The organism is Adlercreutzia faecimuris (genome assembly GCF_022669055.1).
In the GTDB taxonomy this organism is placed as follows: domain Bacteria; phylum Actinomycetota; class Coriobacteriia; order Coriobacteriales; family Eggerthellaceae; genus Enterorhabdus; species Enterorhabdus faecimuris.
On sequence record NZ_JAJMLW010000001.1, the window covers coordinates 174,815 to 199,586 of the forward strand.

Annotated in this window: 1 protein-coding gene (only partly in view); it reads right to left on the minus strand. The window is 68.7% G+C overall.

The genetic code is table 11. The features are described from left to right. Window positions 1–24,772: the 3' portion of an SdrD B-like domain-containing protein gene (locus LPT13_RS00685; protein ID WP_242162524.1), read on the minus strand. It continues 3,884 nt past the right edge of the window; the window shows 24,772 of its 28,656 coding nt (coding positions 3,885–28,656); the start codon falls outside the window, past its right edge; its stop codon occupies window positions 1–3.

Genomic DNA, 24,772 nt, shown 5'->3' on the forward strand with positions numbered 1-24,772 from the left:
CTAGGCTTCCTCTTCCTCCCTGCGGCGCCCGAAGAGGAGCGCCAGGAAGATGAGGGCCACCGAAACCCCTGCCGCCGTGAGCACCAGGTAGATCCAGCTCACGTCGTCGCCCGTCTGGGGAAGTCCCAGCAGTACCGGGTGCTTGGGGTCGCGCGGCAGCCGGTCGGGCGTCAGCGGATTGCGCGGGTCATCGGGACTCGGCGGATTATCGGGATCCTCCGGGTCGATGGGCGTGTGAAGGCCCAGGTCAACCGGATTACCCGTGCCGTCCTCGTGCCGCGCCCAGCTGGCCGGCGCGAAGGTCGCGTAGGTCAGGCCGTAGGCGTTGGGGCCCGAGGCCTTGCGGCCCAGCGGCGCCAGCACGTCGGTGACGCCCTCGTGCTCCGGCACGCGCTGGCCCACCAGGTTCAGGTGCGCCCACTCGTTGTCGAGGGCGTCGCTGTCGCCGACGTTCAGCGGCACGTACTCGGTGCCGTCAGGCTTGTCCATGCGCAGGCGGTACTGGTAGGGCTTGCCCTGGGCGTCCACCACCGGCACGACGAAGCGATAGCAGCCGTCCTCGTCGGTTACCGTCTGGCCGGCCTTCTCCCACGTGCCCTCCGAGAGGATGCCGTCGAACTCGACGCGCTCGTTCGGGTCGATGACCTCCTCCGGATCGTCGTCGGCGTCGTTCTTGTCGGAGGCGTCGGCGTCGTCCTTGCCGCCCGCAGAGCCCTCGGCCGCCAGACGCGCGCGAACCATGGCCAGCAGGGGCTCGTCCATCACCAGGCGGCCATCCTCGGCGGCGGCCGCATCGGGGAAGCCGGGCTCGTCGCCCTCGGCGTCCGGCGCATCGGGGCCGTCCGGGCCATCCGGGCCGTCGTCCGGGCCGGGCTCCGGATCGGCCGGGCCGTCGGGCCCGCCCGGCTCCTCGGGCTTGTTCGGCTCATCCGGATCGGTCGGGCCGTCGGGGCCCTCGGCCGGGCCGAGGTCGAACCACTCGATGGTGCGCGGGGCCTTCTCCAGCGGCTCGCCGCTCAGATCGAGGTGGCTGCCCTTCACGCCGTCGGTGGTGCGGCTGTGCCAGCCGTCGGCCACCGCGTCGGCCAGCGACGTGGAGCGCCGCTCGAGCGTGACGACCATGCCGGGGTACTTCACGTCGGAGAGGTCCTCCAGCTGGATGCCGTCCTTGTCGGCGTCCTCCCAAACCCAGCCGCTGATGAGGGCCGAAGAGAAGGGCGCGACGCCGGCGTCGTTATGCTCGCTCTCCTTCACCGTGGCCGTCGACCACTTGGCGCCCTGCGGGCCCTCGATGAGTACCTCGGCCGCCTCGCCCGGCTGCTCGCGCACGGCCAGCAGGATCAGACCGTCCACCGGCTCGTCGGGGATGAGGCGCGTGGTGGCGTCGTCGAGGTCGGAATCGACCGTCGCGTCGCCGCCCCGGTCACGCGGGGTGGCGTCGTAGCCCGCCGGCAGCTCCACCAGGTTCACGCGGTAGCCGTAGACCACCTGGATCTCCTCGCCGCCGACCACCTGGAGGCCTGTGGCCGGCAGGTCGTCGAAGCGGTAGGTGCCGTCGGCCTCCACCACGCGCTCGCGGTCGGGGTAGGCGTCCTCGCCCTCGCCGTTGAACGCGCGGTCGTAGACCCACAGCGGCTCGGGCCCGAAGGCCTCCTCCTCGTCGGCGCCATCGCCAGCGGCCGGGCCGTCGGCGCCATCGCCGCCACCGGCGCCCGGGCCGGCATCCGGATCGTCGTCGCCCGTGCCGCCGGCACCGTCGCCGGCATCCGGGTTGCCGCCAGCATCCGGCCCCGTTCCGTCCGCGCCGCCGTCACCGGCACCCGGGCCGGCATCCGCAGCCGCGTCCCGCGTCGTGGGGCCGTCGGGCGCGCCGGCATCGGGGTCTCCCCCATCGGGCGTCCCGGCATCGGGTGCCTCCGAGGTCACGCCCTCCGGCTTGTACCAGTAGCGGGTCAGGCGCACGACGGCCTGGCCGGCATGGCCGCGCTCGCCCGTCTGGCGGATGCCGTCGTGGTTGAGGTCGTCCCACACGATGCCGGAGACGTGGGTGGTCGAGACCTCCTTCACGCCGGCATCGCCGCCGCGCTGGGTTGCCAGCGCCTTGGGGGTGTCATAGGTGACGCTCTTGTAGGCGTCCTCATACTGATGGCCGTCGCCAGCCGCGGCCTCCACGCTCGTCAGCACGTAGCCGTCCTTGCGCGCCAGCTTAGCCGCGCCGTCCAGGAAATGCTCGGCCAGCACGAGGCGGCCGCCCTCGTCGCGGGTGAGGTCGGAGTCGTAGCGCTGGTCGTCCGCGCCTGCCTTGGGCACGTCGTAGCGGCTGGGCGCGAACCCGGGCTTCAGCTCGCCCAGGGACACCCGGTACGCCACGAGGCACACGTCGTCAGCGGCGCCGCGCTCCTCATGGGCAACCGGATTGCCCGCGGCATCCAGCTGGAGGTAGCTCGGCAGCCCCTCGAAGGCGTAGATGCCCTGGGCGTCGGTGGTGGACGCCTTGGCCCCCAAGGGCGCCGGCGTCACCGACGGCTGAGGCGTGGTTGTGCCGTTGGGAACGTAGCCCACCGAGGAGCCCGCGCCCTCCGGCAGCGTGACGACCGTCACCGGCGCCAGCGGCGGCCCCGGCGGCACGGCCTCGCCGCTGCCGTCTCCGTCGCCCGAGCCGTCACCCGAGCCGTCGCCCGAGCCATCGCCCGAGCCGTCCGCGTCACCGGCGCCGGCATCGCCGTCGCCAGCGCCATCCGCACCCGCGCGGCCGGCCGGCTCGCCGCCGTCGCCCGCAGTTCCAGCGTCGCCGCCGGCGCCCCCGTCCGGATCGGTGCCCGAATCGCCCGGGCCATCCGGGCCGTCCGGCCCCGGACCCGGCTCGGGCTCGTCGGTGCCGGGCCCTTCGGTACCCGGGCCCTCCACGGCCTCCTTGCCGCGGGCGCGCGCCGTCACCGCGTAAGAGCGGCCGCTCTCAAGCCCGTCGAACACGACGCGGCCCGCCTCGTCGCCCGCCACCCACACGGCATCGGGGCTCGTCGGGTCGTCGGCCAGCGTGTACTCCCAGCCGTAGGGCGCGTCACCCGCCGGCGGGGCCGTCACCTCCAGGGAGTCGGCCGACACGCGCACGGTGCCCGAGGGCCCCGTCACGGTGGCGGCGCCCAGGGTCATGACCATCATCGGCGTCTCGCACAGCTCGTCGCGGGCGGCCACGTGGCGGCAGATCACCGCGTACTCGACGGCCGGGTCGAGCCCCTCGAACACGCCCTCCTTGCCCGGCCACGGGTTGGCCGCGCCGTCATCGCCGTACCACGTGAGCGTGGTCAGGTCGGGCAACGCACCCGGCGCCAGGCCGGCGGTCGGGTAGATGGCGTACTCCGTGCCGTCGACGACGCGCTTGACCGTCACCGAGGTGTCGGTGGCAGTCAAGTCGCCCACCTCGGGCAGCTTGGAGCCGAAGTTCTTGTTGAGCGTCCACTCGCCCGTCACGGGATGCTGGTACCACTGGGTCAGGAACACGCGCTGACCCGGAACCGGCTGCTCCTCCTGGTCGATCACCGACACCGGCGGGGTGGTTCCCTCGGCGTCGATGAGCGGGTTGCGGAAGTTGCGCAGGCCGTCGTAGTTCTCGTCGTTCCACACGATGCCGCGGATGACGGTGGTCTGGAACGGCCCGAAGCCCGCGTTCAGGCGCAGCTCGTCGCGGCCCTCGGAGATGTCGAAGCCGCCGGCCGTCGTCTCGCGGTAGTACAGGTCGGTCGCCTCGGCCTTGGTCGTGGGCGCCGCGATGACGATGCGGCCGTCCACCACCGAGAAGCCGCCGTCGGAATCGGCCGCCACGCGCGCCGTGCCGGAGAAGTCGGGCTCCTCGAAGTGGTTGGGCTCGCCCCAGGCGAGCGGGTAGTTGCCCGCGCCGTAGGCCAGCGGGGTGACGATGTCCTTGCTCAGCGAGGCATCACCGGGGCGATGGGCCTTCGAGTTGACCTCGTCGGCCTGGGCCTGCGCGTCGGCCGCGTCGTCCGTCGCCTCGTCGGCATCGGCCTTCGCCGGCTGCGCCAGCAGGCGCGTGACCGGCAGGCCCGTCACGCCGGCGTCGCCCTCGCCCTGCACCTCAAGGGTGTAGCCCATGAGGAACTGCTTGTCGGGATCGTAGTTCTGCCCGTCCGGGTCGTCCGGATCGTAGTTGGTGCACACCGGGCTGTCGCGGAACTCGTAGTAGCCCGGCTTGCCCGCCTCGTAGCCCGGATCGCCCGGCTGCGGGTCGGCGGGGCCCGAGCCGCTCAGGGCCGCGCCCGTCATGAACTCGATACTCTCGCTCTCGGGCATCTCGTTCCACTTGCCGTTGGCCCACACCCACGGCCGCAGGATGACGCGCTTGCCGTCGAGCATCTGCTCGCCCTCGTCGATGAGGCCGTTGTAGTTGCGGTCATTCCACACGTAGCCGGAGATGACCTGGCTCTGGGGCATGCGCACGCCGCCGTCGTTGTAGGCGCGGTCAGAGCCCTTCGCGGCGTCGTAGGTGAGCACCGGCTCGGTGGGCGCGGTGTCACGCGGGGCAGCCGGCTCGCCCAGGGCCGCCAGGGCCCGGGCCGCCTCAGCCGGGCGCTCGATGAGCCCCAGGTTCCAGTTGTCGTTGTACGAGTTGCCGGCCTGGACCTTGTTGCTGGCCACCGACGAGCCGTCGGCCACGTCCAGCAGCACGGTGTACTCGCCCGACGACGAGCCGTCCACCTTCATGAGGTAGGCGTCGTGGTAGTTGAGGTTGGAGTCGAGCGTCGGGTCGTCGCCGCGCTCGTACTTGGCCGTCAGGAAGCCGCGGGTCTTGTAGCGCGGCTCGGTGACGCGCATCCGATAGGCGTACACGCGCACCTCGCCGTCCACCCGCGTCTGGGTGGGCAGGTCGTTCCAGCGGTACACGCCGTCGCTCAGCTCGCCGTCGGCCGCCTCGCGCTTGGCCGTCTGCTGGTTGTGGCCGCGGTCAGACGCGCCCAGACCGTTGGTGTAGTTGGCGCGGTAGGCGTCCCACTCGTCCTGGGTGGCCCAGGTCAGGTCGTCCTCCCAGCCGCCGGCGCCGTCGGAGACGTAGCGCTCCAGCGTCACCTGGATGCCGTTCACGCCCGGCTCAAGCAGCTTGGGCTTGCCGTCGTCGCCCATCACGAGCGCGCCGTTCTCGTCGCGCTCGAACTCGTCGGACTGGATGCCGTCGTTCACCACGTCGTCCCAGATGACGCCTACGATGTCACGCACCGGGGACGGCAGCTGGCCCACGTCGCCGCCGTCGACGGCCTCGTCCTCGCCCACGCGGGTGGTCAGCCAGTCGAAGGCGCGCGCCTCCTCGTCGGACACGAGCACCTCGCCCGCGCCCAGCTGCACGTGGGAGTCGCGCCACTGCTCGTAGCCGCCGGCATCCACCTCGCCCGCCAGGATGATCTGGCCGTCATGGGCTCGGGTGCCGAAGGCCGCGCTGTCGGCGCTGAACGCCTCGCGGCCCTGCACCACCATGTTCACGAGCGACTCCACCGAATCGGGCACGTCGGAGTCGAGGCCCGTCGACGCGGCGGCGCCCTCCTCGTCGGCGGCGTCGGAGTCGGTCGCATGGTAGCGCGACAGCAGCCAGTAGTTGTCGTTGCCGTTGGCGTCCACGCTGTGGTTGAGCTCGGCCAGGCGCACGCGGTAGCCCGCCAGGAAGTGGGCGCCCTGCGGATCGGTGTAGGCCGTCGGCAGGTTGTCGAAGGCGTAGGTGCCGTCCTCGCCGGTGCGCACGCTCACCACGCCGTTGGCGGCCGTGCCGCCCGTCACCACGGGCCCGGCCCACACGGGGTTGCCGTCAGCATCCTCCTGCGGCACGCCGTTCTCGTCCACGGCGCGCACGCCGGTGCGGTCATCCGCGCCGAAGGCCTCGTTGCGGAACCAGTGGCTGCCCCCGTCGTCGGGGTTGGTGCGGGCCGGGTCGTAGAACCACTGGGTCAGCGTGACCACCTGCCCCGGCACGCCGGGCTCCACCAGCACCGGGTTGCCCTCGGCGTCCGTCACCTCGTTGCCGTCCTCGTCGACCTCTGCCTCGAAGGACTGGATGCCGTCATAGTCCTCGTCCTGCCACACGCGGCCGGTCACCGTGGAGCGCGGAACCTCCACCAGGCCCGCGTCCCAGTGATCCACGCGCACCGCCGCCGCCAGGTCATAGCGGGTGAAGCGGCTGCCCTCGCCCACCAGCACGGAGTTCTCGGGGAGCGATGTGCCCTCCTGGTACCGGTCGGCCACCACGATCATGCCGTCCGGCGCCACGTCCTTGTCGGCAACCGTGCTGCCGGCCCCCTCGTTCAGGTAGTAGGAGAAGGCGTTGTCCGCCGCGAAGGGCGCCGGCGTGAGCGTCTGCTGGTGCGCGGGGATGGCGCGCACGGTGCTGCTCGCATCGGAGTCCAGGTTCTCGTCGGGGTTGCCGTCCTCGTCGAGCGCGCGGTTGCGCAGCGAGAGCGCCCAGTCGGCCGAGAGCCCCCGCAGAAGCTCGCGGTCGATGCGCAGACGATAGCCCGCCAGGTACTTCTTCTTGTCCTCGTCCTTGATGTTGGGCGAGGCCTCCGGGTCGGGCACGTAGGTGGGGATGCCCTTGAACATGTAGCTGCCGGAAGGCGTGGTGGTCTGGGTGAGGCTGGCCTTCAGGCGCTCGCTCATGCGATCCTCGGGCACGGGAACCCATGCGCCGTCGATGCCGTCGGTGCCGGTCTCGTGGCCGTTGGGGCGCCACCAGTACTGCTCGAGGGTCACCTTCACGCCGGCGATGCCCGTCTCGGTGCCGTTCTGCACGCCGTTGTAGTTCTCGTCGTTCCACACGTAGTCGCCCAGGTAGCCCTTGGTGCCGTCCACCCAGCCCAGGGCGAACTTGCGATAGTGCTTGAAGCCGAGCCACTGCTGGCCCGCGTTCTCGTACACCGCATGGCCCGCATCGTCCACGGGCACCTTCAGCTCGAAGGGCGCGGTCTGGTTGACGCCGCCTACGATCTTCAGGTCGTTGTCCCACACGCCGTTGGCGCCCGGCATCTCCAGCGGGCCGCCGTTGGCCCAGGTGTACACCGTGGGCTTGAGCAGGCGCTGGCGGTTGTCCTCGCAGGTGATGACGTAGTGGCGGTCGGGAATGAGGCGGAACTCGAAGCGTCCCTGGGCGTCGGTGTTGAAGGCCGCCGCCACGCCGTCGGCCGTGATGGCCGGCTCGGGGTCGTAGGTGTCCGTCTCCGGATCGTACTCGTGCACCACCACGCGCATGTTCTGGAGGCGCAGCTCCTTCTGCTCGGTGCCCGAGGCCATCAGCTCCTCGGTGGTCAGCTTGTCGGCATTGTCCCAGTCGGCGCCCACCCAGTCGAGAACGCCGTTGATGTCGTCGGGATCCTCCTCGGTGAGGTCTTCCAGCATGTCGTCGCGGAAGGCCACGCCGTTGATGGTCACCGGACGCGCCAGGCCCACGTCGTAGCTGGTCATGCGCGCGTCGTAGCGCTCATGCACCGGATCGGGCTCGCCGGCGGCGAACTTGTCCTTGTCGTAGGCCACGGCCTCCACGTCGATGGCCTTGGTGGTGGTGGCGATCATCTGGTTGTTCTTGCGCTCCACCGAAAGCGGGTTGCGTGCGTCATCCGGGCCGATGGACTGCGTGGTCAGCGAGAACCACGCGTACTCCTGCGGGAACGTGAAGCGCAGCTTGTACTTGCCGGGCTTCAGGTTGGACAGGATGTAGTAGCCCTTGTTGTCGTAGTAGTCGCTCTCGGTGACGTAGGAGTACGGCTCGCCGTTGTCGGCGCTGATGTAGCCGTCCAGGTCGCTGCGCAGGGGCACGCCCGTCTGCGGGTCGGCCACCACCCAGCGGTCCTCGAAGCCGGTCTTGTCGTCGTTGCGCAGCACGGCCACCTCGCCGTCGCGGTTGCACGGCCAGCCGTACTCGTTGAGCAGCTCCACCTTCACGCCGTTGACGCCCGGATCCTCCGCCACGCCGTCGAAGTTCACGTCCTTGAACAGCGCCGAGGTGGGCTGGCCGTTGCCGTAGAGGCCCGTCCACACGCCCGTCTGGGGGTCGATCTCCTTGTCGGTGGACAGGAGGAAGCGGCCGTTGTCGGCCTTGTGGTAGGTGGTCGAGCGGCCCAGCCCGTCGGTGGTCAGCTCGCCCAGGGTGTCGTCCTGCAGGCCGTTCCAGTCGGTGTCCAGCCACACGTAGTCGCCGATGTAGCCGCGACCCTCGGGGGCGTCCACGAACACGCCGGCCATGACCTCTTCCTTGAGCGAGGTGCTGCCCGACGCGCCGCCGGTGGTCTGGCGCTGGGCGTAGGTGTTCCACTGCGTCACCTCGGCCAGGCGCGCGGCCAGGCCCGGGTTGGCGTCAGGCTGGCCGTCCACCTCGTTCATGTCGAAGTCGCGGTCGCCCGTCAGGGTGCCGTTGTACTTGGGCAGGTTGAGCGGGGTGCGCAGGTCGTAGCTCAGGCGGATGTAGCCTTGGCACGGCAGGTTGGAGTTGTCGTTGACCACGCGCATCCACACGAAGCGGATGGCCTTCTTCAGCTTCTCGGCCTCGTCGGGATGATCCTCCACGTACTGCTTGAGGGTGTTGAGGTTCACCATGTTGATGGAGGCCATGCCCGCGTCATCCTGGGAGATGGCGTCCATCCACTCGATGATGTACTGGTCTTCCTGGGTCTCACCGGACTGGGCGTAGGGCGACGTGATCCCCGACTCGGGCAGCGGCACCAGCTTGCCGCCGCGCGTGGCGATGGGGCCCACCCACAGCTTTGCCTCGAGGTCGCGCTCGGCGCCCTCGGTCACCATGACGCGGCCGTTGGGGTTGTCCTCGTCCAGCGGATCCATCATCACGAGCTTCACGGAGTCCAGATCGTCCAGCCAGCCGTTCCACTGCGACTTGCGGCCCACCGGCTCGCCGTCCATGAGCTGCTTGACCTTGGTATCACCCTCGTAGGGCAGGATGTCCATGAAGGCGGTGCGGATGTAGCCCTTGGCCTTCTCGGCGTCGGCGCCCACGTTGAGCGCGGAGATCTCGTAGGTGTAGCTGGAGCCCTCAGGCGCGGCCGCCGGGCCGTTGACCGCCTCGTTGAACATGGAGTTGAGGTCGGTGGTGGACTCCTTCTTCTGGCTGATGGTCTCGCTCGACACGAAGCCGAGGGCGGCCAGCTGCATGCACACCATCTTCTGGTCGGTCTTGCCGTCCAGGTTCACGTCGCGCGAGTCGCGCTCGAGCGCGATGCGGTCGGCCGTGGTCTGGATGGCCGGCACGTAGCCGTTGAAGTTGCCGTCCTTGTAGGCGTAGCTGGACGCCATCAGCAGATCGCGGCTCACCGCGGAGCTGGCGTCCGAGCGGATGGGCATGAGGATGTCCACGATGACGGCCTGGCCCATGTCCAGACTGCCCTTGCGCAGGGTGCCGTCGCCGTAGGGCGCGCCGGTGAAGCGCCAGTTCATGAACTTGCGCTGGGTCTTCACCGTGGCCGAGCCGGCCTTGTCCTCGATGAGCAGGCTGCCGCCGATGCGCGGGTCAGACAGGCGCACGTCGTTCACGCCAGAGGCGTCGGCAGGCGTGGTGGTGGTCAGATCGTCGGACACGTCCACCACGCGGTAGGTCCACATGGGCTTGACGGCGTTCAGGTTCTGGGCAGGCGTGACCACCACGGTGTCCATCTCCACGAGCCACACCGGGTTGCCGTCCTCGTCAAACACCGGGTTGCCGTCCTCGTCGGTCTTCTGGATCTTGTTCCCGTCCCCATCCAAGATGTAGACGGGGTTGCCGTCCTTGTCCAGGATGGGCTCGTCGCGGGTGACGGCCACGCTCTTGTAGGCCATGTTCAGCGGGTGCGTCGGCTTGGCCGCCTCCGAGGCGGGCACGTAGCGGAAGTCCGCGTCGCTGAGCGCCGTGGCCGCGCCGTAGCCCTCGATGAAGGGCAGCAGCATGGATATCTGCGGGTTGGAGCAGTAGTCCACCTTGGCCGCGCCCGTCACGCCCAGGGCGGCGAGCTGCTCGGCGCTCAAGTTGGTGAGCTGGACGGAGTAGCGCATCATGCGCGATCCGCCGGGGTCGATGGCGGGGGTGCCGGTGCTCCAGGAGTACTCGGTGCGGTAGTTGCCCGAGAAGTACGACTGGCTCATGTCGATCTTGATGTAGGGGAACTCCGGGTCGCGGTAGAAGCCGGCGCGGTCGCGCTCGGCCTCCACGAACTTGGTGTCGTCGTAGCGCGGCACGGCGCTCACGAAGTGGTTGATGTGGGACGCGGTGGTGGCGCCGGTCACGTCGCCCTCGGCCAGCACGGAGATGCCGTCGTCCACGCCAGTGGCCAGCAGGTGGGTGCCCTTGCGCATCTTCTCGTACAGGGGGATGGGCCGCTGCTGGATGGTGGGGTCCTCGCTCACGCGGGTATGGCTCAGCACGCCGGCCGCGTTGCTGGTGATGGTGGTCGGCATGTCGGTGCCGTTCTTGAGCATCTTCTCGCCGTCGGCGTTGAGCAGGTAGTCGCCGTTGGACATGGTGTACCACTGCCAGCCGATGTTGTTGCGGTTCGGGTCGATGTCGTCGGCCTCCTGGGCGCCCTTGGTGGCCGCCTCCTTCTCGGGGGTGGACAGGTCGTCGGGCATGGCGTCCACCGCCAGGCGGAACCCATGGGGCACCGGCGTCACGTGCGACTCGTAGTCGCTCGACACGTCGCCGTCCTCGCCCACGGCCTTGATGACCCAGCGCACCTGGCGCACGTCCTCGTTGCCGGCCGAGTTGATGGGGATGGCGGTGTTCTGCTTGTCGGAGACGGCATAGCCCGCGCGGCTGCCCACCAGCTGCCAGGTGCCCCGCTTGCCGTCGGCGGTGTTGAAGTCGTCGGCGTCGTCCTCGCCGTAGAAGTAGTCGCGGTCGGCATCGGTGCCGGGCAGCGCGAAGTTCTCATGATCGATGTAGGCCGCGCCGTTCTGCTCGTCGTAGCCGTTCAGGGCGGCGGAGGGGTCGTTGGGAGCCTTGCGGACGTACACGAACACCCGCAGCTTGCTCTCGGTCTCGGCCTCCTCGTTGGCCGGCACGCGCCGGGCGCCCGGCGTGCTGGCGTCCACCTCGGCCCCGGCGGCATCCACGTACTTGTACGCGGCGCCCGGAACCTCCCACACGCCCGTGTTGACGCGCGCGATGCTCGGCTCGATGCGGCCGATGGGCGTCGTCTTGCTCTGGAACGGCGCATCGGTGATGGTGGAGTCGCCCGTGGACCACCACGGCACCTGCCAGTCGACGATGAAGCTGTTCACCGCGCCGCCGGTGTTGATGGCCTGGGTCAGGTAGAACTGGTTGTTGCCGCCGTCATGGCCGTCGTCGGCCAAGGTGACGGTGGTGAAATCGGGGTCGGTGATCTGGCGGCGCAGCACCGCGGTGTCGGCGCGCACGCTGGCCATGGGCTTGCGCACGCGGAACCAGCCCGCCTGGGCGCCCACGTACACGTCGTCGTACTCGCCGTCGCAGTCCAGGTCGATGGCGGGCATCTCGTCGCCCGTCACCTGGTCGACGTAGGCAGGGCTGTCCTGGGCCTTCGTGCCGCTCAGGAAGAAGCGCACCGGTGACTGCGCGGCGAAGTCATCCACGCCGAAGTCGGCCAGCGGGTCGTCGGGGCGCACCGGCTTGGAGGCAGTGGTGCCCGCCTTGTCGCCCGCCGTGTAGGTGTGATCCCAGTCGTCGCCCTGCATCCACTGGAGCTGGCGCTCCTCGGTGGTGTAGTAGGCCTGGCAGCTCTCGCCGTCCCACGAGCGGATGGTGTCCATCTGCTCCTTGTAGCCCACGGGGCGGCCGTCCACCAGCATGCCGTCGGTAGCAGACTCCTCCGAGCCCAGGCTGTCGACGCGCGTGCGCACCTTGAGGGTCACCACGTCCTGGTAGCCCAGGTAGCCATCGGGATGCACGCCGCCCCAGTAGGCCGCCAGCAGGCTGTCGTACTTGTCGAACTCCTCGTCGGAGGCGTCGTCGGGCGGGGCCAGCTCGAACACCACCACCTCGCCCTCGTGGGCCTTGGGCTTGACCGTGGGGTCATCCGGAGCATCGGTCGGGTCGTCGGCGTCCGGCTTGCCGTAGTCGGGGTCGGTGAAGTTGTTCTCGTCGTAGGCGGGCTGGGTGGTCACGTTGACCGTCCAGCCGCGCGCCACCAGCTGCTTGGGGGTGAGCTTCTCGTGGGTGACGGCGTTGCCGTTGTGGCGGTCCTTATAGGTGCGCTCCACGTAGAACGCGTAGTCGTCCCCCTCGTAGTCGGCCAGGTAGCGCTCGAAGGCGCCCGTCGCGTCGTCCTCGGCGTTCACCAGCTTGTCGTGGTCGTAGAAGGTCACGAAGTCGGGCAGGTACAGGGCGAACACGAGCTTGCCGTGGTTGAGCGCGCCGCGGCCGCCCACGCTGGCGGTGCCGTCGGGGTTGGCGCAGCGCAGGGTGGCGGCGAACCAGGGGGTGTCGGCGTACTCGAAGGGCTTGTCCGGGTCGCCGGCGGCGCTCACCGTGCCGTCGTTGTTGAGCACGTTCGTGCCCTGGGCGCCCTTGCCCGTGGACGTCGAAGCCCCCGACCACGTGGCCGGGTCGTCGTCGCGCGGCCGGTCGGCCGGCTCCAGCTCCGCCTCGTAGGACGAGCTGAACGTGGGCGACACGAAGCGCAGCTTGAGCGTGGCGTAGACGCCCGCATCGGTGTGGGTGCGCGGCGCGTCAGCCGTCTTGGCCTGGAACTTCTCGGTCACCTCGGCCGCATCGTTGCCGTTGAGGCCCTGGGTGGTGGCCGACGAGAGCGCGTACTGGCGCCGGAAGGTGTAGTCCGACGCGTTGAGGCCCTTGTCGCCCTCGGGGCCGGCCAGCGCCACCGACTTCAGGCCGGCGCCGTAGGTGCCGTCTGTCTCGGTGTACTTGCCGAAGTAGCCCGTGAGCGGGCTCTTCTGCACGCCCTCGCGCGTCTGGGTGCCGTCGTTGTAGTAGTTGCGCGGCAGGGCGCCGGTTTCCATGAAGCGTACCCAGCGCTTGTAGTAGTCGCTCTGATCCTGGTAGTCGGCAGGACGGTGGGAGTCCTTCTCATAGGTGTCGGAGATGCGCGGCGTGGTGTCGTTGTGGCGGCCCTCGGAAGAGGAGTCATCGCGCCATGTGGTCAGGTACGACTCCACCGGCGCGTCCAGGCGCTTGTCGAAGTAGCGATCCACCACGTGGTGGTTGTCTCCAACGCTCGTCTCGCCGCGGTAGCGCGCCGGCGCGCCCACGGTGAAGGGGTTGTTGGCTATGTCGTTGTCGGTGAGGAACTGGTACCCCGTCATCTTGGAGGTGACGTAGGTGCGGATGTTCTCGTTGGCGCGGCCCGCCTCCAGGTGATCGGGCTCCTCCGGCCACTCCGGCTCCTCCACCAGGGAGATGTCGAACTTGAACGTGTCCATGCCCAGCGCGGGGATGCGCTGCTCGGCATCCTCGGCATGGTCGAGGTCGTCGCCCTTCGCGGTGAAGCGCACCACGAAGCGGTACTGCGGCTCGTCATCGTCATAGGAGGTCTCGGGGTTCACCTGCTCGTAGGTGACCGTGGCGCGGAAGTTGGCGCCCTTCCAGTCGTTCGCCTCGTTGGCCGTCACCTCGGCGGTGTTGCCGGCGTAGGCGTTGTAGGAGTAGGCCACGTCCCAGTCGGCCAGATCCATCTCCTGCTCCACGCCAGGCCACTCGCCGTAGGGCTTGCGCGTGCCCCGGTGCACGGGAGCCATGCCCTCGGGCAGCACCGTGGTCACCACGGGCAGGATGAGGTCGCCCTTCTGGCCGCCGTTGGTGGTGTAGTTGGCCGTGCGCTGCTCCTGCACCCAGTTGTACCAGGAGTAGCGGGCGTACTGATCCCACCAGTAGCGGTTCTCCACGTGGATGTTGAGCTGACGCGTGTCGGTCTCGGCCGCCAGGTAGTAGTCGGTGGAATCGCCGGACACACCGTTCTCGCCGATGGTGTTCCACACGCGCACGAGCGGCTTGCGCTGCACGGCGCGGGTGCCCGTCTGGGCGTATACCACCGCGTCGGCTCCCACGGCCGCGTCGCCGCCCTTGTAGGCCTTGCTCCAGAAGCCGTCGAAGCCGTCGTTGCGCGCCACCGACCCCATGGCGTTGCCCTCATCGGTGCGCACGGTGGCGTTCTGGATGGTGTAGCCGTTGATGGACGGCATGTTGGGCGAGCCGTAGAGCTGCTGGTAGGTCTGCTCGCCGAGCCAGCGCGTGTTGATGGTCTCCTTCCAGTCCATGCCGTAGACCTGCATATGCTTCTGGCCCTCATGGTGGCCGCCCTCGAAGTGATCGACGTCCATCACCTGGTAGTAGGCGCTCGACTTGCTCGGCTCCTGGCCGGCGGCCGTGTCGTCGCCTGCGGGCTTCACGTCCACCGGGCGCGTGAGCAAACGGTCGTACCAGGCGCCGTCCTCGTTGCTGCCGAACACGTGCGAGGCCAGGTTGACCGCTATCTGGTAGCCGTTGTCGCCATACTCGTCCGGGTCGGCCGTGTTGGCGTCCGTGCCGTCGATGGCGCGGCCGTACCACTTGCCCAGGTCGTGCTCGACCGTCACGCGGATGACCCAGGGCTGGGAGCTGTCGCGGTACTCGGCGCTGTGGGCGTTCGCGCTGTCCGAGGGCACGCTCGTGTAGGTGGACTTCTCGGTATCGGCCGAGAGGTCGGCCACCGTGGGCGTGGCGCCGCTGCGGTAGACGCCCGGATCCTGGGCGGCGCTCGGGGCGTCGTAGCCGGCATAGGCGCTCGCCGGCGACTGGAGCACCTCGATCCTCACCTTGGCCTGGTCGATGGGATCCCACGTCTTATCAGACACATGGGGGTCGTACTGCTGATCCTGCGGCGTGCCGCGGTTCGTCATCACGTAGGCCTTGGCCGTGGCCTCATCGTTCAAGAGGGCCGAGAGCGCCGCCAGGTCGCCCATGTCGATGCCGTCGGCCGCCGCGTTGTCCGCGAACTTGGGCTCCACGCCGCGCGGCATGACGTAGGTGAACTCTACGCCGTCGAGCGTGCGGTCGCCGTAGTTGTAGGCGATGAGCTGGCTCGTGAAGTCCTGGTTGTACTCGAGGGCCGTCACGTAGTGGCCGTTCATGAGGCCGGAGCGGTCACGCAGCCGCTGGCCGGCGTAGTCGGTATCGCCCACGCGCCACCAGTAGCGGCTGTCCACGCCGCTCGGGTACTTGCGCGACGCCTTGGCATCGCTGTCCTGATCGGTGATGAAGTCGCTTGACGTGGCGAGCCACGCCTTCTGCATGTGCACGCGGGTCTCGCTCCACACGAGCGGCACGGTGCTCCCCCACCGCTCGGTCTGGCTGTCCATGTCGCCCTGGGTACGCGCCTTGGTCACAAACGAGTAGTAGTCGCGCACGTAGCGGTTGGTGAGCGACGAGCCGTTGTCGTTGGCCTGGGCCGTACCGCCCGTGTTGGCGCTGCCGCTGTCCCACCAGCCCTCGTAGCGGGTGCTGGAGGGCAGCAGTCCCTTGGCGTCGCCCACGGTGTCGGCGTAGGGGCGCGGCGTGTAGCGCACGCGCTGCTTGTTGCGCGCGGTGCGCACGTCCTCGTCGAGGAAGATGCCGCGCGAGCCCTCCACGCCCCAGTTGTTCACGTCCCACCAGTTGTAATAGGGCTGGTGGGTGGTCTCCACGCCGGGAATCCACGTGAGCGAGCCGTCGAACATCTCCCACACGTCGGTCTGCTCGGCCTTGTCGCCCGAGAACGCGGAGTCCAGCAGCAGGGAGTCCAGGTCCATGAGGTTGCTGGCCGTGTTCACGTACACCGGGCTGCCCATCTCATGGGTGCCGTCGAAGATGGTGCCGTTCATCTGGTTGATGCGGCCCGAGGCGCTATTGCCATAGGCGTAGGGATAGTAGTAGTACTCGCCCATGCGCGGGAAGTACGCCGGCTCCACGCCCGCGTTGCCCGTGAGGGCGCCCGTCGCGCCCAGGTCCAGGTACACCTGGGGCAGGCCGTCCACCGCCGCGCGCACCGGGAACCACACCTCGATGAGGTCGCCCACCTCCATGCGGGAGTTGCCCGGCGTGGCCACGTCCACCGGACGGCTGGCCGCATCATCAGGGTCGACCTCGCTGCCGGCGTCGTCGCCGTCAGCCACCCAGGATATCTTGAGCAGCGTGAACTCGGTCGGCCGGCTGGCGTTCGCCGCCGTGGGGTTCAGGTCGGTGAAGGCGCGGTACCCTGCGTGGCCTCGCGTGGCCGCGGCGCGCGCATAGGTCATGGCCCCGCCGTAGTCGAGCGCCTCGCCGCTGCCCTCAGCCACCGCCTCCACCTTCAGGCGCATGCCCTTCAGGCGGGCGGCGGACACGTCGTCGCCGTCACGGTCGGTCCAACGCACCTGCAGCACGCTCTCCAGGTAGGCGGCGTCTATCTGGCCGCCGTCCGTCGTCTTCAGGTAGTCGGAGGGGATACGCTCGTAGAGCACGGGGTTGTACAGATCGCCCTCCAGCTCGCGAATGCCGGGGTTGGTCCCCTTGGGCACGTTCTTGAGCGAGTTCTTGTACCAGAACTGCTCGCCGGGCACGTAGCCGAGCTTCTGGGCGGCGTTCACGTCCCAGGCCGCCTCGGCCATGGCCTCGGTCTGGAACACCTGGCCCTGGAACTGCATCACCGGCGTGCGGCGGTACACCTTGAGGGTGCGCGTGGCGCCCTCGTCCTGCTTGGTGAGCCACTGGCCGTGCTCGACCGCCGCGCCAGGAGCGGCCGGGGCAGGGGCCGCGCCGGCTACCGGGTCGTCGTAGAAGTCGAGGACGGTGGACTCATTGTGGTAGTGAGTCAGCGCCAGATCGGCGGCGTCGGTGGGGGTCCAGCTGTTGGCCTGCTCGCTGCTGGGCAGCTGAGCCGAGAGGGCGCGCAGGTCCGCGTAGCGGCCCACGCCCACCAGGGCCACGTCCTCCAGCTCGTAGGGCGCCGCGCCGTCCTTGGTGGCCGGCACGTCGTAGTAGGTCCAGCGCACGCCGGTGACCTTGCGGAAGAGGTTGCCGTTGGCCGAGTGCCCCTCGTCAGTCGCATCCGGCGTGGCGGTGCCGTAGCGTGCCACCAGCTCGGCGTAGCTCACCCACTTGCCCGGCGCCGAGGCAGCACGCGCCAGATCGGTGCCGGTCATGAGGGCCGCCGGCTGCAGGGCGTAGGCGGCGGGATCGGCCGTGGCCGCGGGATAGCCGGAGTCGAAGTACTCCACCTTGATGGCGGGACGGCCGGGCACGAGGGCGCCGTCCTCCCCCTCCGCCGGGCCCACGCCGTTAGCCGGCATGTCCTTCGGATAGCGCAGGTCAACTACGGCGCCGCCCTCGGTGAGCACCGTCTTGTTGGACGCGGCTATCTTGGGCGTCTCGGTCAGCTCGAAGAGCACCTTGCCCGAGGGATCGCCGCCCACGTTGCCGTCGGTGAAGCGCACGGTCACCTGCAGGTCGTTGGTGTGGCGCGTGTAGTTCTCGATGTCGCTCACCGTCAGCTGGGCCGGGTTGCCGTCACCGTCGGCCGTCACGGCCGAGTTGGAGGGCGTGTTCGTGGTGAACTGGGCGTCCAGCTTGATGACATCGTCTTTGTGGTAGTGGAAGCGGATGTTGGAGTAGTCGCGAGCCGCCAGCTGCCCCTTGCCGTCGTAGCGCAGGGCGATGTCGTTCACCGACGCGTAGCGGATGGGCTCGAGCGCGCTGCCCGGGCTCGTGGAATCCGTCGCATAGCCGGTCTTGTTCTCCCAGTCCAGACCGCCCTTGCCGTGGCTCAGGCTCGTGGCGCGGTACTGCGTGTAGCCGTGCTTCGGGCGCGCCACGGCGTAGAAGTTCGACTCCACCGTCTGGTTCTGGTAGCTGGGGTTGTCGTCCTCGTAGGCCGTGTTGCCGTCGTCGTGGTAGTCCGGATCGTCGTTGAGCTCGTCGGTCGCCTGGGTGATGACGCGCAGCCACAGGCCCTTGCCCGGAGCGATGCCCGAGGCGTCGGGGTCGGCCGCATCGTACTCGCCAATTTGGAACAGCAGGTCGCGGTTTTGGCTCAGGCCCTCGGCGCCGGCGTCGAGGGACAGGTCGGTCTTCTCGGGCGCAGGACGCTGGGCCGAGCCGTCGTCGGCGGAGATGAAGGCCTTCACGTCCAGGCCGGTGGCGTTGCCGTTGACCCACGTGCCGTCGGCCTTCTGCACCTTGGCTACCTCCCAGCCCACCACGCGCTGGCCGGGAGCCGTGTCGAAGCGGGCGTCCACCTGCTCGAGCGGCAGCGAGGGCTCCTTGGCGGCCTCGTCCAGCCACTCGTCGGTGCCCACGTAGAGCAGGTACTCGATGTAGTCGCCGGCGTACACGTCGCCGTTGGGGATGTCCGACACCTCGCCCGAGGCGGGGTCGTAGCTCACCGGCGTGGTGATGGAGCGGTCATCGAAGTCGTAGGCGAACACGGTCTGGGCCCCCGCGTCGGTCTGCACCGTCTTGCCGCGGGTGAGCGAGGTCTCCATGATGGCCAGCCGGTGCGACAGCAGGTAGTTGGCCGTAGGGGCCGCCGTATTCTTCGACTGGTCGGCCAGGGCCTTGAAGTTGGGATCCTTGGTGGCCACCTGGTCCACCACCAGCTTGTTCGGCAGCTTCCAGGTGTCGAAGTCGTTGCCGTCCTTGCAGAAGGTGGGCGTGGAGGTGTAGTCCCAGCGGCCCGCCTCCAGGTCGGTGGCCGTGGTGGCCGTGGCGGCCTTGAAGTTTTCGACGGTGCGATCCACGTACACGCCGTCGAAGGCGTAGGTGTAGTGGGGCTGGGTGCCCGCGGGCAGCGCCTTTCCGTCGCGGTCGACCAGCTGGGAGGTCGCGCCCGCCGAGGCGGTCAGGTTGCGCTCCCGCAGCGGCGAGAGGTACTCGCCCGAGTCGAGCATGGTCTCGGGCTTGGCGCGGTCGGCGTTGGGCGAGTCGAACTCGAAGGACACCTTGGCCACTGCGGGCTTGGCATAGGTGAGGTCCACCGTCGCGTCGCCCTTGAAGCCGGGAATGGTGTTGGTGGCGTCGACTGCCTGATAGGACAGCGTCAGCTCGTCGGCATGGTCGCGCAGGTACTTCTCCACGTCAATCACGTAGTCGCCCGCATGATCGCCCGAGGCCAGGGGCGCGTCGGAGAGGATGCCGGCGTCGCGCATATCCTTCCAGGTGAGCACGACGTCCTTGGTGAGCGTGGTCGTCCCCACCGTGTTGCGGATGGTCAGAGTGAACTTGTTGGCCTGGAACCACGTGACGTCGTGACCCGTGTGATCGGGCACGAACTCGGCGGGCACGTACACCTTCTGCAGGCGGAAGGTGTCGTGCAGCTCGCTCGTCAGCCGCGCGTGGCTGATGTGCGCGATGCGGTTGGGGCCGTCGGGACGCGCATCCAACGCGAGGCCCATGTCCTCGTCCTCCGAGTTCCAGAAGCGCGCCTCGAACTCGGCCAGGTTGGGCGTCTTGTTGTCGCGCGCGTAGTCGTACATCGACACGTCCGAGGCGTTGTTGTTCTTGGCGTTGAGGCTGTAGTTGTCCTTGAACGGGATGAGGTAGCCCAGGTAGTAGCCCCGGTCGGACTCCTGGTGCTCCACGCCGGCGTTGGAGCTGGCCTTCCAGCCGCCCGAGGCCAGGGGCTTGAGCGGGTCGGCGTAGCGGTAGTAGCGCGCGTTGAACGAGTTGGTGGCGTCGGCCTTGTCGCTCACGCTGCCGGTGAGCGGGTTCTTCTCACCCTTGTAGATGTAGGGGCGGCCCAGCAGGTAGAAGTCGGTGGCCGCGTCCGCCGCGTCGCGGTCGACGGGATTGCCCGCTATCTCGGACGTGGAGTCGCCGTTGCCGTAGTAGGGCCCCAGGTCCATCACGTAGGAGGTGACGAACTCGTTTTCTTTGAGCGGCACGGTGGCCGGCTCGGCGCCCGTGCGGTTATAGTCCTCGGTGCCATCCGGGTTGGTGGTGTAGGTGCCGTAGGCGTTGGCGATGACCGCCGCCTCGCGCTCGTCGGGGCGCCCGAACTTCAGGAAGCCGTCGCCGGTGGAGCCGGGGTTGGCCACCATATAGTCGAGGCCTTGGTCGTTGAGCTTAGTCTGGCCGGTGACGGCGCCGCTGCCGTCGTAGGTCACCTCGTACTGGCCGTCGCGACGCACCACGATGGTGCGCGCGGCGCCCTCGGCGTAGCTGTCGCCCGCCGCATCCCACTGGCGGGTGGTCAGCGTGATGGAGGCGTTCTCGTAGTCGGACAGGTGCTTCCACACGCCCGAGTCCTTGAGGAAGTGGAAGCCGGTGGAGAGGTAGCCGTAGTACTCCAGGTCGCTGTCGGGGATGCACTTGGGCAGTGTGTCGTGCAGCGTGATGCGGTCGGCGAACGAGGCGTAGGTGTCGTACCAGTCGTCGCCGGAGCGGTAGTCGGTGCTGTTGTAGAACCAGCGGATGTTCTTGCGGTAGAACGACATGGCGTAGTGGTAGTCGTCCGCGAAGCGCGCGTCCTCGTAGCCGTAGTTGCCCAGGCGGTTGCCGTAGGCGCCGGAGGCGTTGGTCACCGTGTCCTTGCGCACGTAGTTGCCGTCCTCGTGGACGATGAGGTGCTGGTTGGTCACCAGATGGCGCATGCGGCCTTCCATGTGGTGATGGCTCCAGTAGCTGTCATGGCAGATGTAGTCTTGGTAGGACCAGTTGCTCTTGATGTCGGAGGAGTTGGGGCCCTTGGGGGCGTTATAACGCGTGACGGCTTTGTGCTGCGGGCGCACGTTGCCCGACAGGTCGCCGCCCACCTCCATGGTCACGCTCGACTGCACGTTCACGCCGTCGCCGCCGGTCACGGCGTAGGTGCGGCCCGTCGTCTCGAAGGCCATCTTGTTGAGCCAGTCGGCCCAATCGCCGTTGCTCACACCGTACCAGGTGCCGTAGTCGGGCTGGCCTGCGCTCTGCCAGGCATCTCCGCTCGCCTCGAAGGTGCCGTCGGCGAACAGGTTGGCGGCAGTGGCGAACTGGCCCTGGTTGATGGACACGTCGTAGGTGATGCTCGTCACCGGGTTGCCCGGCTCGCCCACGCTCTGGTAGTCGGCGATGCCGTCCTTGCGGGCGTACTGGTCGGCCTCGGCCGAGCTGCCGAAGCTGGCCTCGGGCTGGCCGGCGGCGTTGGTCTTGAGCAGGTTCAGGCGGAAGTACTTCTGGCCGTCCACGTCCGCCTGCTTGGAGAACGCCTCGCCGCTCGCCCAGGCGTCGCGGATCTCCTGCTCGCTCACGTACAGCTTGTCGCCGTTCTTGTAGGTGACGGTGATGCCCTTGAGGTAGGGCACGGCGGCGCTGCGCACCTTCACGTAGTAGGCGTCGAAATAGCCGGCCGGCATGGTCTGGGTCAGGTGGATGAGCGCGCCGGAGTTGTAGGTGAGGGCTCCCACGTAGGAGGCGCCGCCCTGCTCGGTGTGGCACGACCACTCGGGCGCGTAGGACTGGGCGCCCGGCCCGCTGTTCACCTGGCGGAAGTCGGCGAGCAGCGATACCTGGGCCTTATAGCCCGCATCGAGGGCGCCGTTGCTCTCGCCGCCGGCGGTGTAGCTGTCCGCCTTCCAATGGGTGGAATCCCACGAGCCATCGGTACCCTGGTTGAACCGGTCGGTGCCGGCGGTGCCGGTACCGTTGTCCCAGAAGCCCGAGCGGCTTACCGTGTCGAAGTACATCTTCGACACGTACACGTCGGAGCCGTCGCGACGCAGAACCTCATAGTCGCTGCCGAGCGGGGCCTCTCGGATGCCGTTGAGGTGGTTGGTGGCCGTGGTGGTCATCCGCTCAGTGGTGGCGAAGTTCGCGTCGGTGTAGCCGTCGAAGGTGAAGGTCTGCGCCTCCTTGCCGGCGGCGCTGTGCTCCCAGTCCATGTTCTTCCAGCTGTGCAGCTCAGCACTCGCCAGGTTGGCGATGCCCCAGAAGTACAGGAACTCCTCGCCGATCACCAGGCCGTCATCGGTCACCGCCAGCTCGGAGAGGCGCGCGTAGTCAGGGTCGGACGCATCCGGCGTCACGGTGCTGCTCTTCACCACGAACTTCGTGGGCAGCTTGCCGGCGCCAGGCACGTAGTCGTCGGCCGGCTCCAGCACGACCTCGCGCGCGGTCGTCCCGTCATCGTCGACGTAGCCCTTGAGCACCACAGTGCCCACCAGACCCTCGTCCTCGAAGCACTCGAGGAAGGGGTGCGCCACGGTGATCTTGGTGGTGTGGAAGCCCGTCCATGCGCTCACCGTGGAGCCGTCGGCCTGGGCAATGCCCGTCTCCCACTTGAGCGGCAGCGTGGTCTTCACGTCCACGTCGTCGAGGGTGGAGTAGCCGCGCTGGTTCCACAGGCGCGTAAACAGCTTGAAGTCGCGGTCGTAGGGCACCGTGGTGAGGGTGCGGCTGCCGTCCATGCTGGCGCCATCGTCCGTGGTGTGCGTGTCGGTGTAGTCCCACTCGCCGTACTGGCCGAAGGTGTGCAGCTCCAGCGCGGGGCGGAACACCTGCAGGGCAGACGCCTTGTCGAAGGAGCCCTTGGTGTCCAGCGCGCCCTGCTGGATGACGCGGGCGCGGGCGTCCAGGTTGTCGTAGTCCTTCCCGTTCACGCGCTTGTACCACCAGTTGGCGGTGCCGTGGGTGGTGACGGTGACCTCCTTGCCGGCAGCCACGGGGTCGATGCCGGCGTACTCGATCTCCACGCGCTCCAGGTAGCGGTCCTTGAAGGCGGCGAACGCGCCCGTGGCCAGGTCGATGGTGAACGAGCCTGGGGTGGCGCTCGCATCCAGCAGCGCCTTGAGCTCGGCCGCCGTGAGCGTCACGTCCACCGCCGTGCCCATGTTCGCCGTGCCGGAGGCCGGACGGAAGAAGAAGCGCATCTCCTTGAGCGCCGAGGCCTCGGAGCCGTCGGCCTGGGCCACGGTTCCCAGGGAGAACAGCCCCTCGGTGAAGGTGAGCGTGCGCGTCTTGTAGCCCATCACGCGGCTCACCGGCGCGGGCAGCAGGCCGCTCAGGCTCTCGATGTCCAGGGTGACCATGGACTTGTCCGACCGCGCCTGCTGGCGGTTGGCCACCACGAAGCGGTAGCCCACGTCCTCGGAGTAGTTGGCCACCTCAAGCGGCGCGGCCTGATCGACGGCGTTGGCCTCGTTGGGACGCACCCCCACCGGCTTGTGGGCGTAGGCCTCCACGGTGGCGGCGAAGGGCTTGATGACCATGACCTTGTGGGCCTTGGGGCGCACCTCCGACCCCGTTCCGTACTCGGCCGTGGTGGGGTAGGCGGCGCAATCGGTGCTCACGCGCTCGTCGAGGTTGGTGCCGTGGGTGTCGGCGCGGCCCAGGATGAGGGCCCGCACCGCCGTGCCGTTGGAAGCCAGGGCGCGCTTGCGCACGGCGCCGAAGTGGATGCGCACCGACTTCACCGTCTGGCCGTCCAGCCCCTCGTCCAAGGGCAGCTTGAGGGTGGAGGTGCCGTCGCCCGCATCTTCCAGATAGGGCTCCAGCTCCGCCATCGACCAGCGCTTGAGGGGCACGAGGCCCTCGTCCTTGGCAGGATCGAACTGGAGCGTGTCGGAGAGGCCGAACACCTCGATGTACTCCACGCTGCCCTCGCCTTGCTGAAGCCAGCCCTCCTCGCCCGTCGCGGCGTCCACCACCCCGCGGTGGAATCCGGCCAGCCGCAGCTCCTCAGGAACGAAGCCGCGCACGACCGTCTGGTTGCCGTTATCCGGATCGGCGGTCTCGGCCAGGTCGTTCACCACCATGTCCAGGTTGTAGTCGCGCATGAGGTAGTCGGAGTCGTTCTCCAGCGTGTAGGAGTACCACGCCTCCTCGCCGTCGCCATCGCCCCAGCGGTAGGGCACCTTCTCCGGCGCGCTCGCGCTGTCCCAATGGTCGGCCGTGCCGTCGTTCCAACCGAAGCTCGGCGTGATGCGCGGCTTGATGGGCACGTACATGCTGCGCAGCGTGGCCGTGTCGGTGTAGGACTGGTTGACCGGGTTCGGCACGTGGTAGTCGGTAGCGAACACCGCCGTCACAGGGATGTCCTGCACGCGCGTGGGCGTGCCGTTGATGTCGACGAAGGCGTCCTCGCCCGCGCCGGGCGCGCTGCCCTCGAAGGAGTCCATGACCACCTCGACCTGCGAGAGGTAGCCGTTGGCCCAGCGGCTCAGGGGGATGACGGCATGCTCGTAGTCGGGGTTGGGCTGCGCCACGCCGTCCACGGTGATGGTGGGGTTGTTGTCCACGAGGGCCTTCACCTGGTCGCCCGTGAGCGTCACCGTCTGGGGCAGGGCGCCTATCTGCCACGACCCGCCCACGTTCTCGCGCGGGTAGTACGTGATCTTAACCTCGCTGATCTCGGCATTGGCCAGCAGGTCCTTGCTCAGCACCACCTTCTTCGCGGTGAAGTCGTCGCGCTTGCCCGTGAGCGTGTCCTGCGAGCAGAGGCCCGTTATGGTCAGCTTGGCCGGCTCCATCTTGGAGACGGCGGAGTTGGACACATGGAAGCGCCAGCCGGCATCCGGCTCGCGCACGAGCGCCTCCTTGGTCTTCTTCTCGTACACGCCGCCGGTCACATCGCCGCCGTAGGTGCTGTAGGCGCCGGCGACCACCTTCGGCGAGGTGCTGATGGGCTTGAAGGTGGCGCTCGCGTCGTTGGAGGTCAAAGGCAGGCTCTCGTAGGCCTCCTTCGGCGCGGCCAGCCAGCGCTTCTGGCCGTAGAGGATGGAGGCGTCGTTGACGTAGTTCTGGTTGGACTTGTGCATGGTGCCCGTCACCTTCACGCTGCTGGCGACGGCGACGTTCTTAGGAAGCGGGCTCTTGAACAGCACGCGGAACTGCCCGGTGAACGTG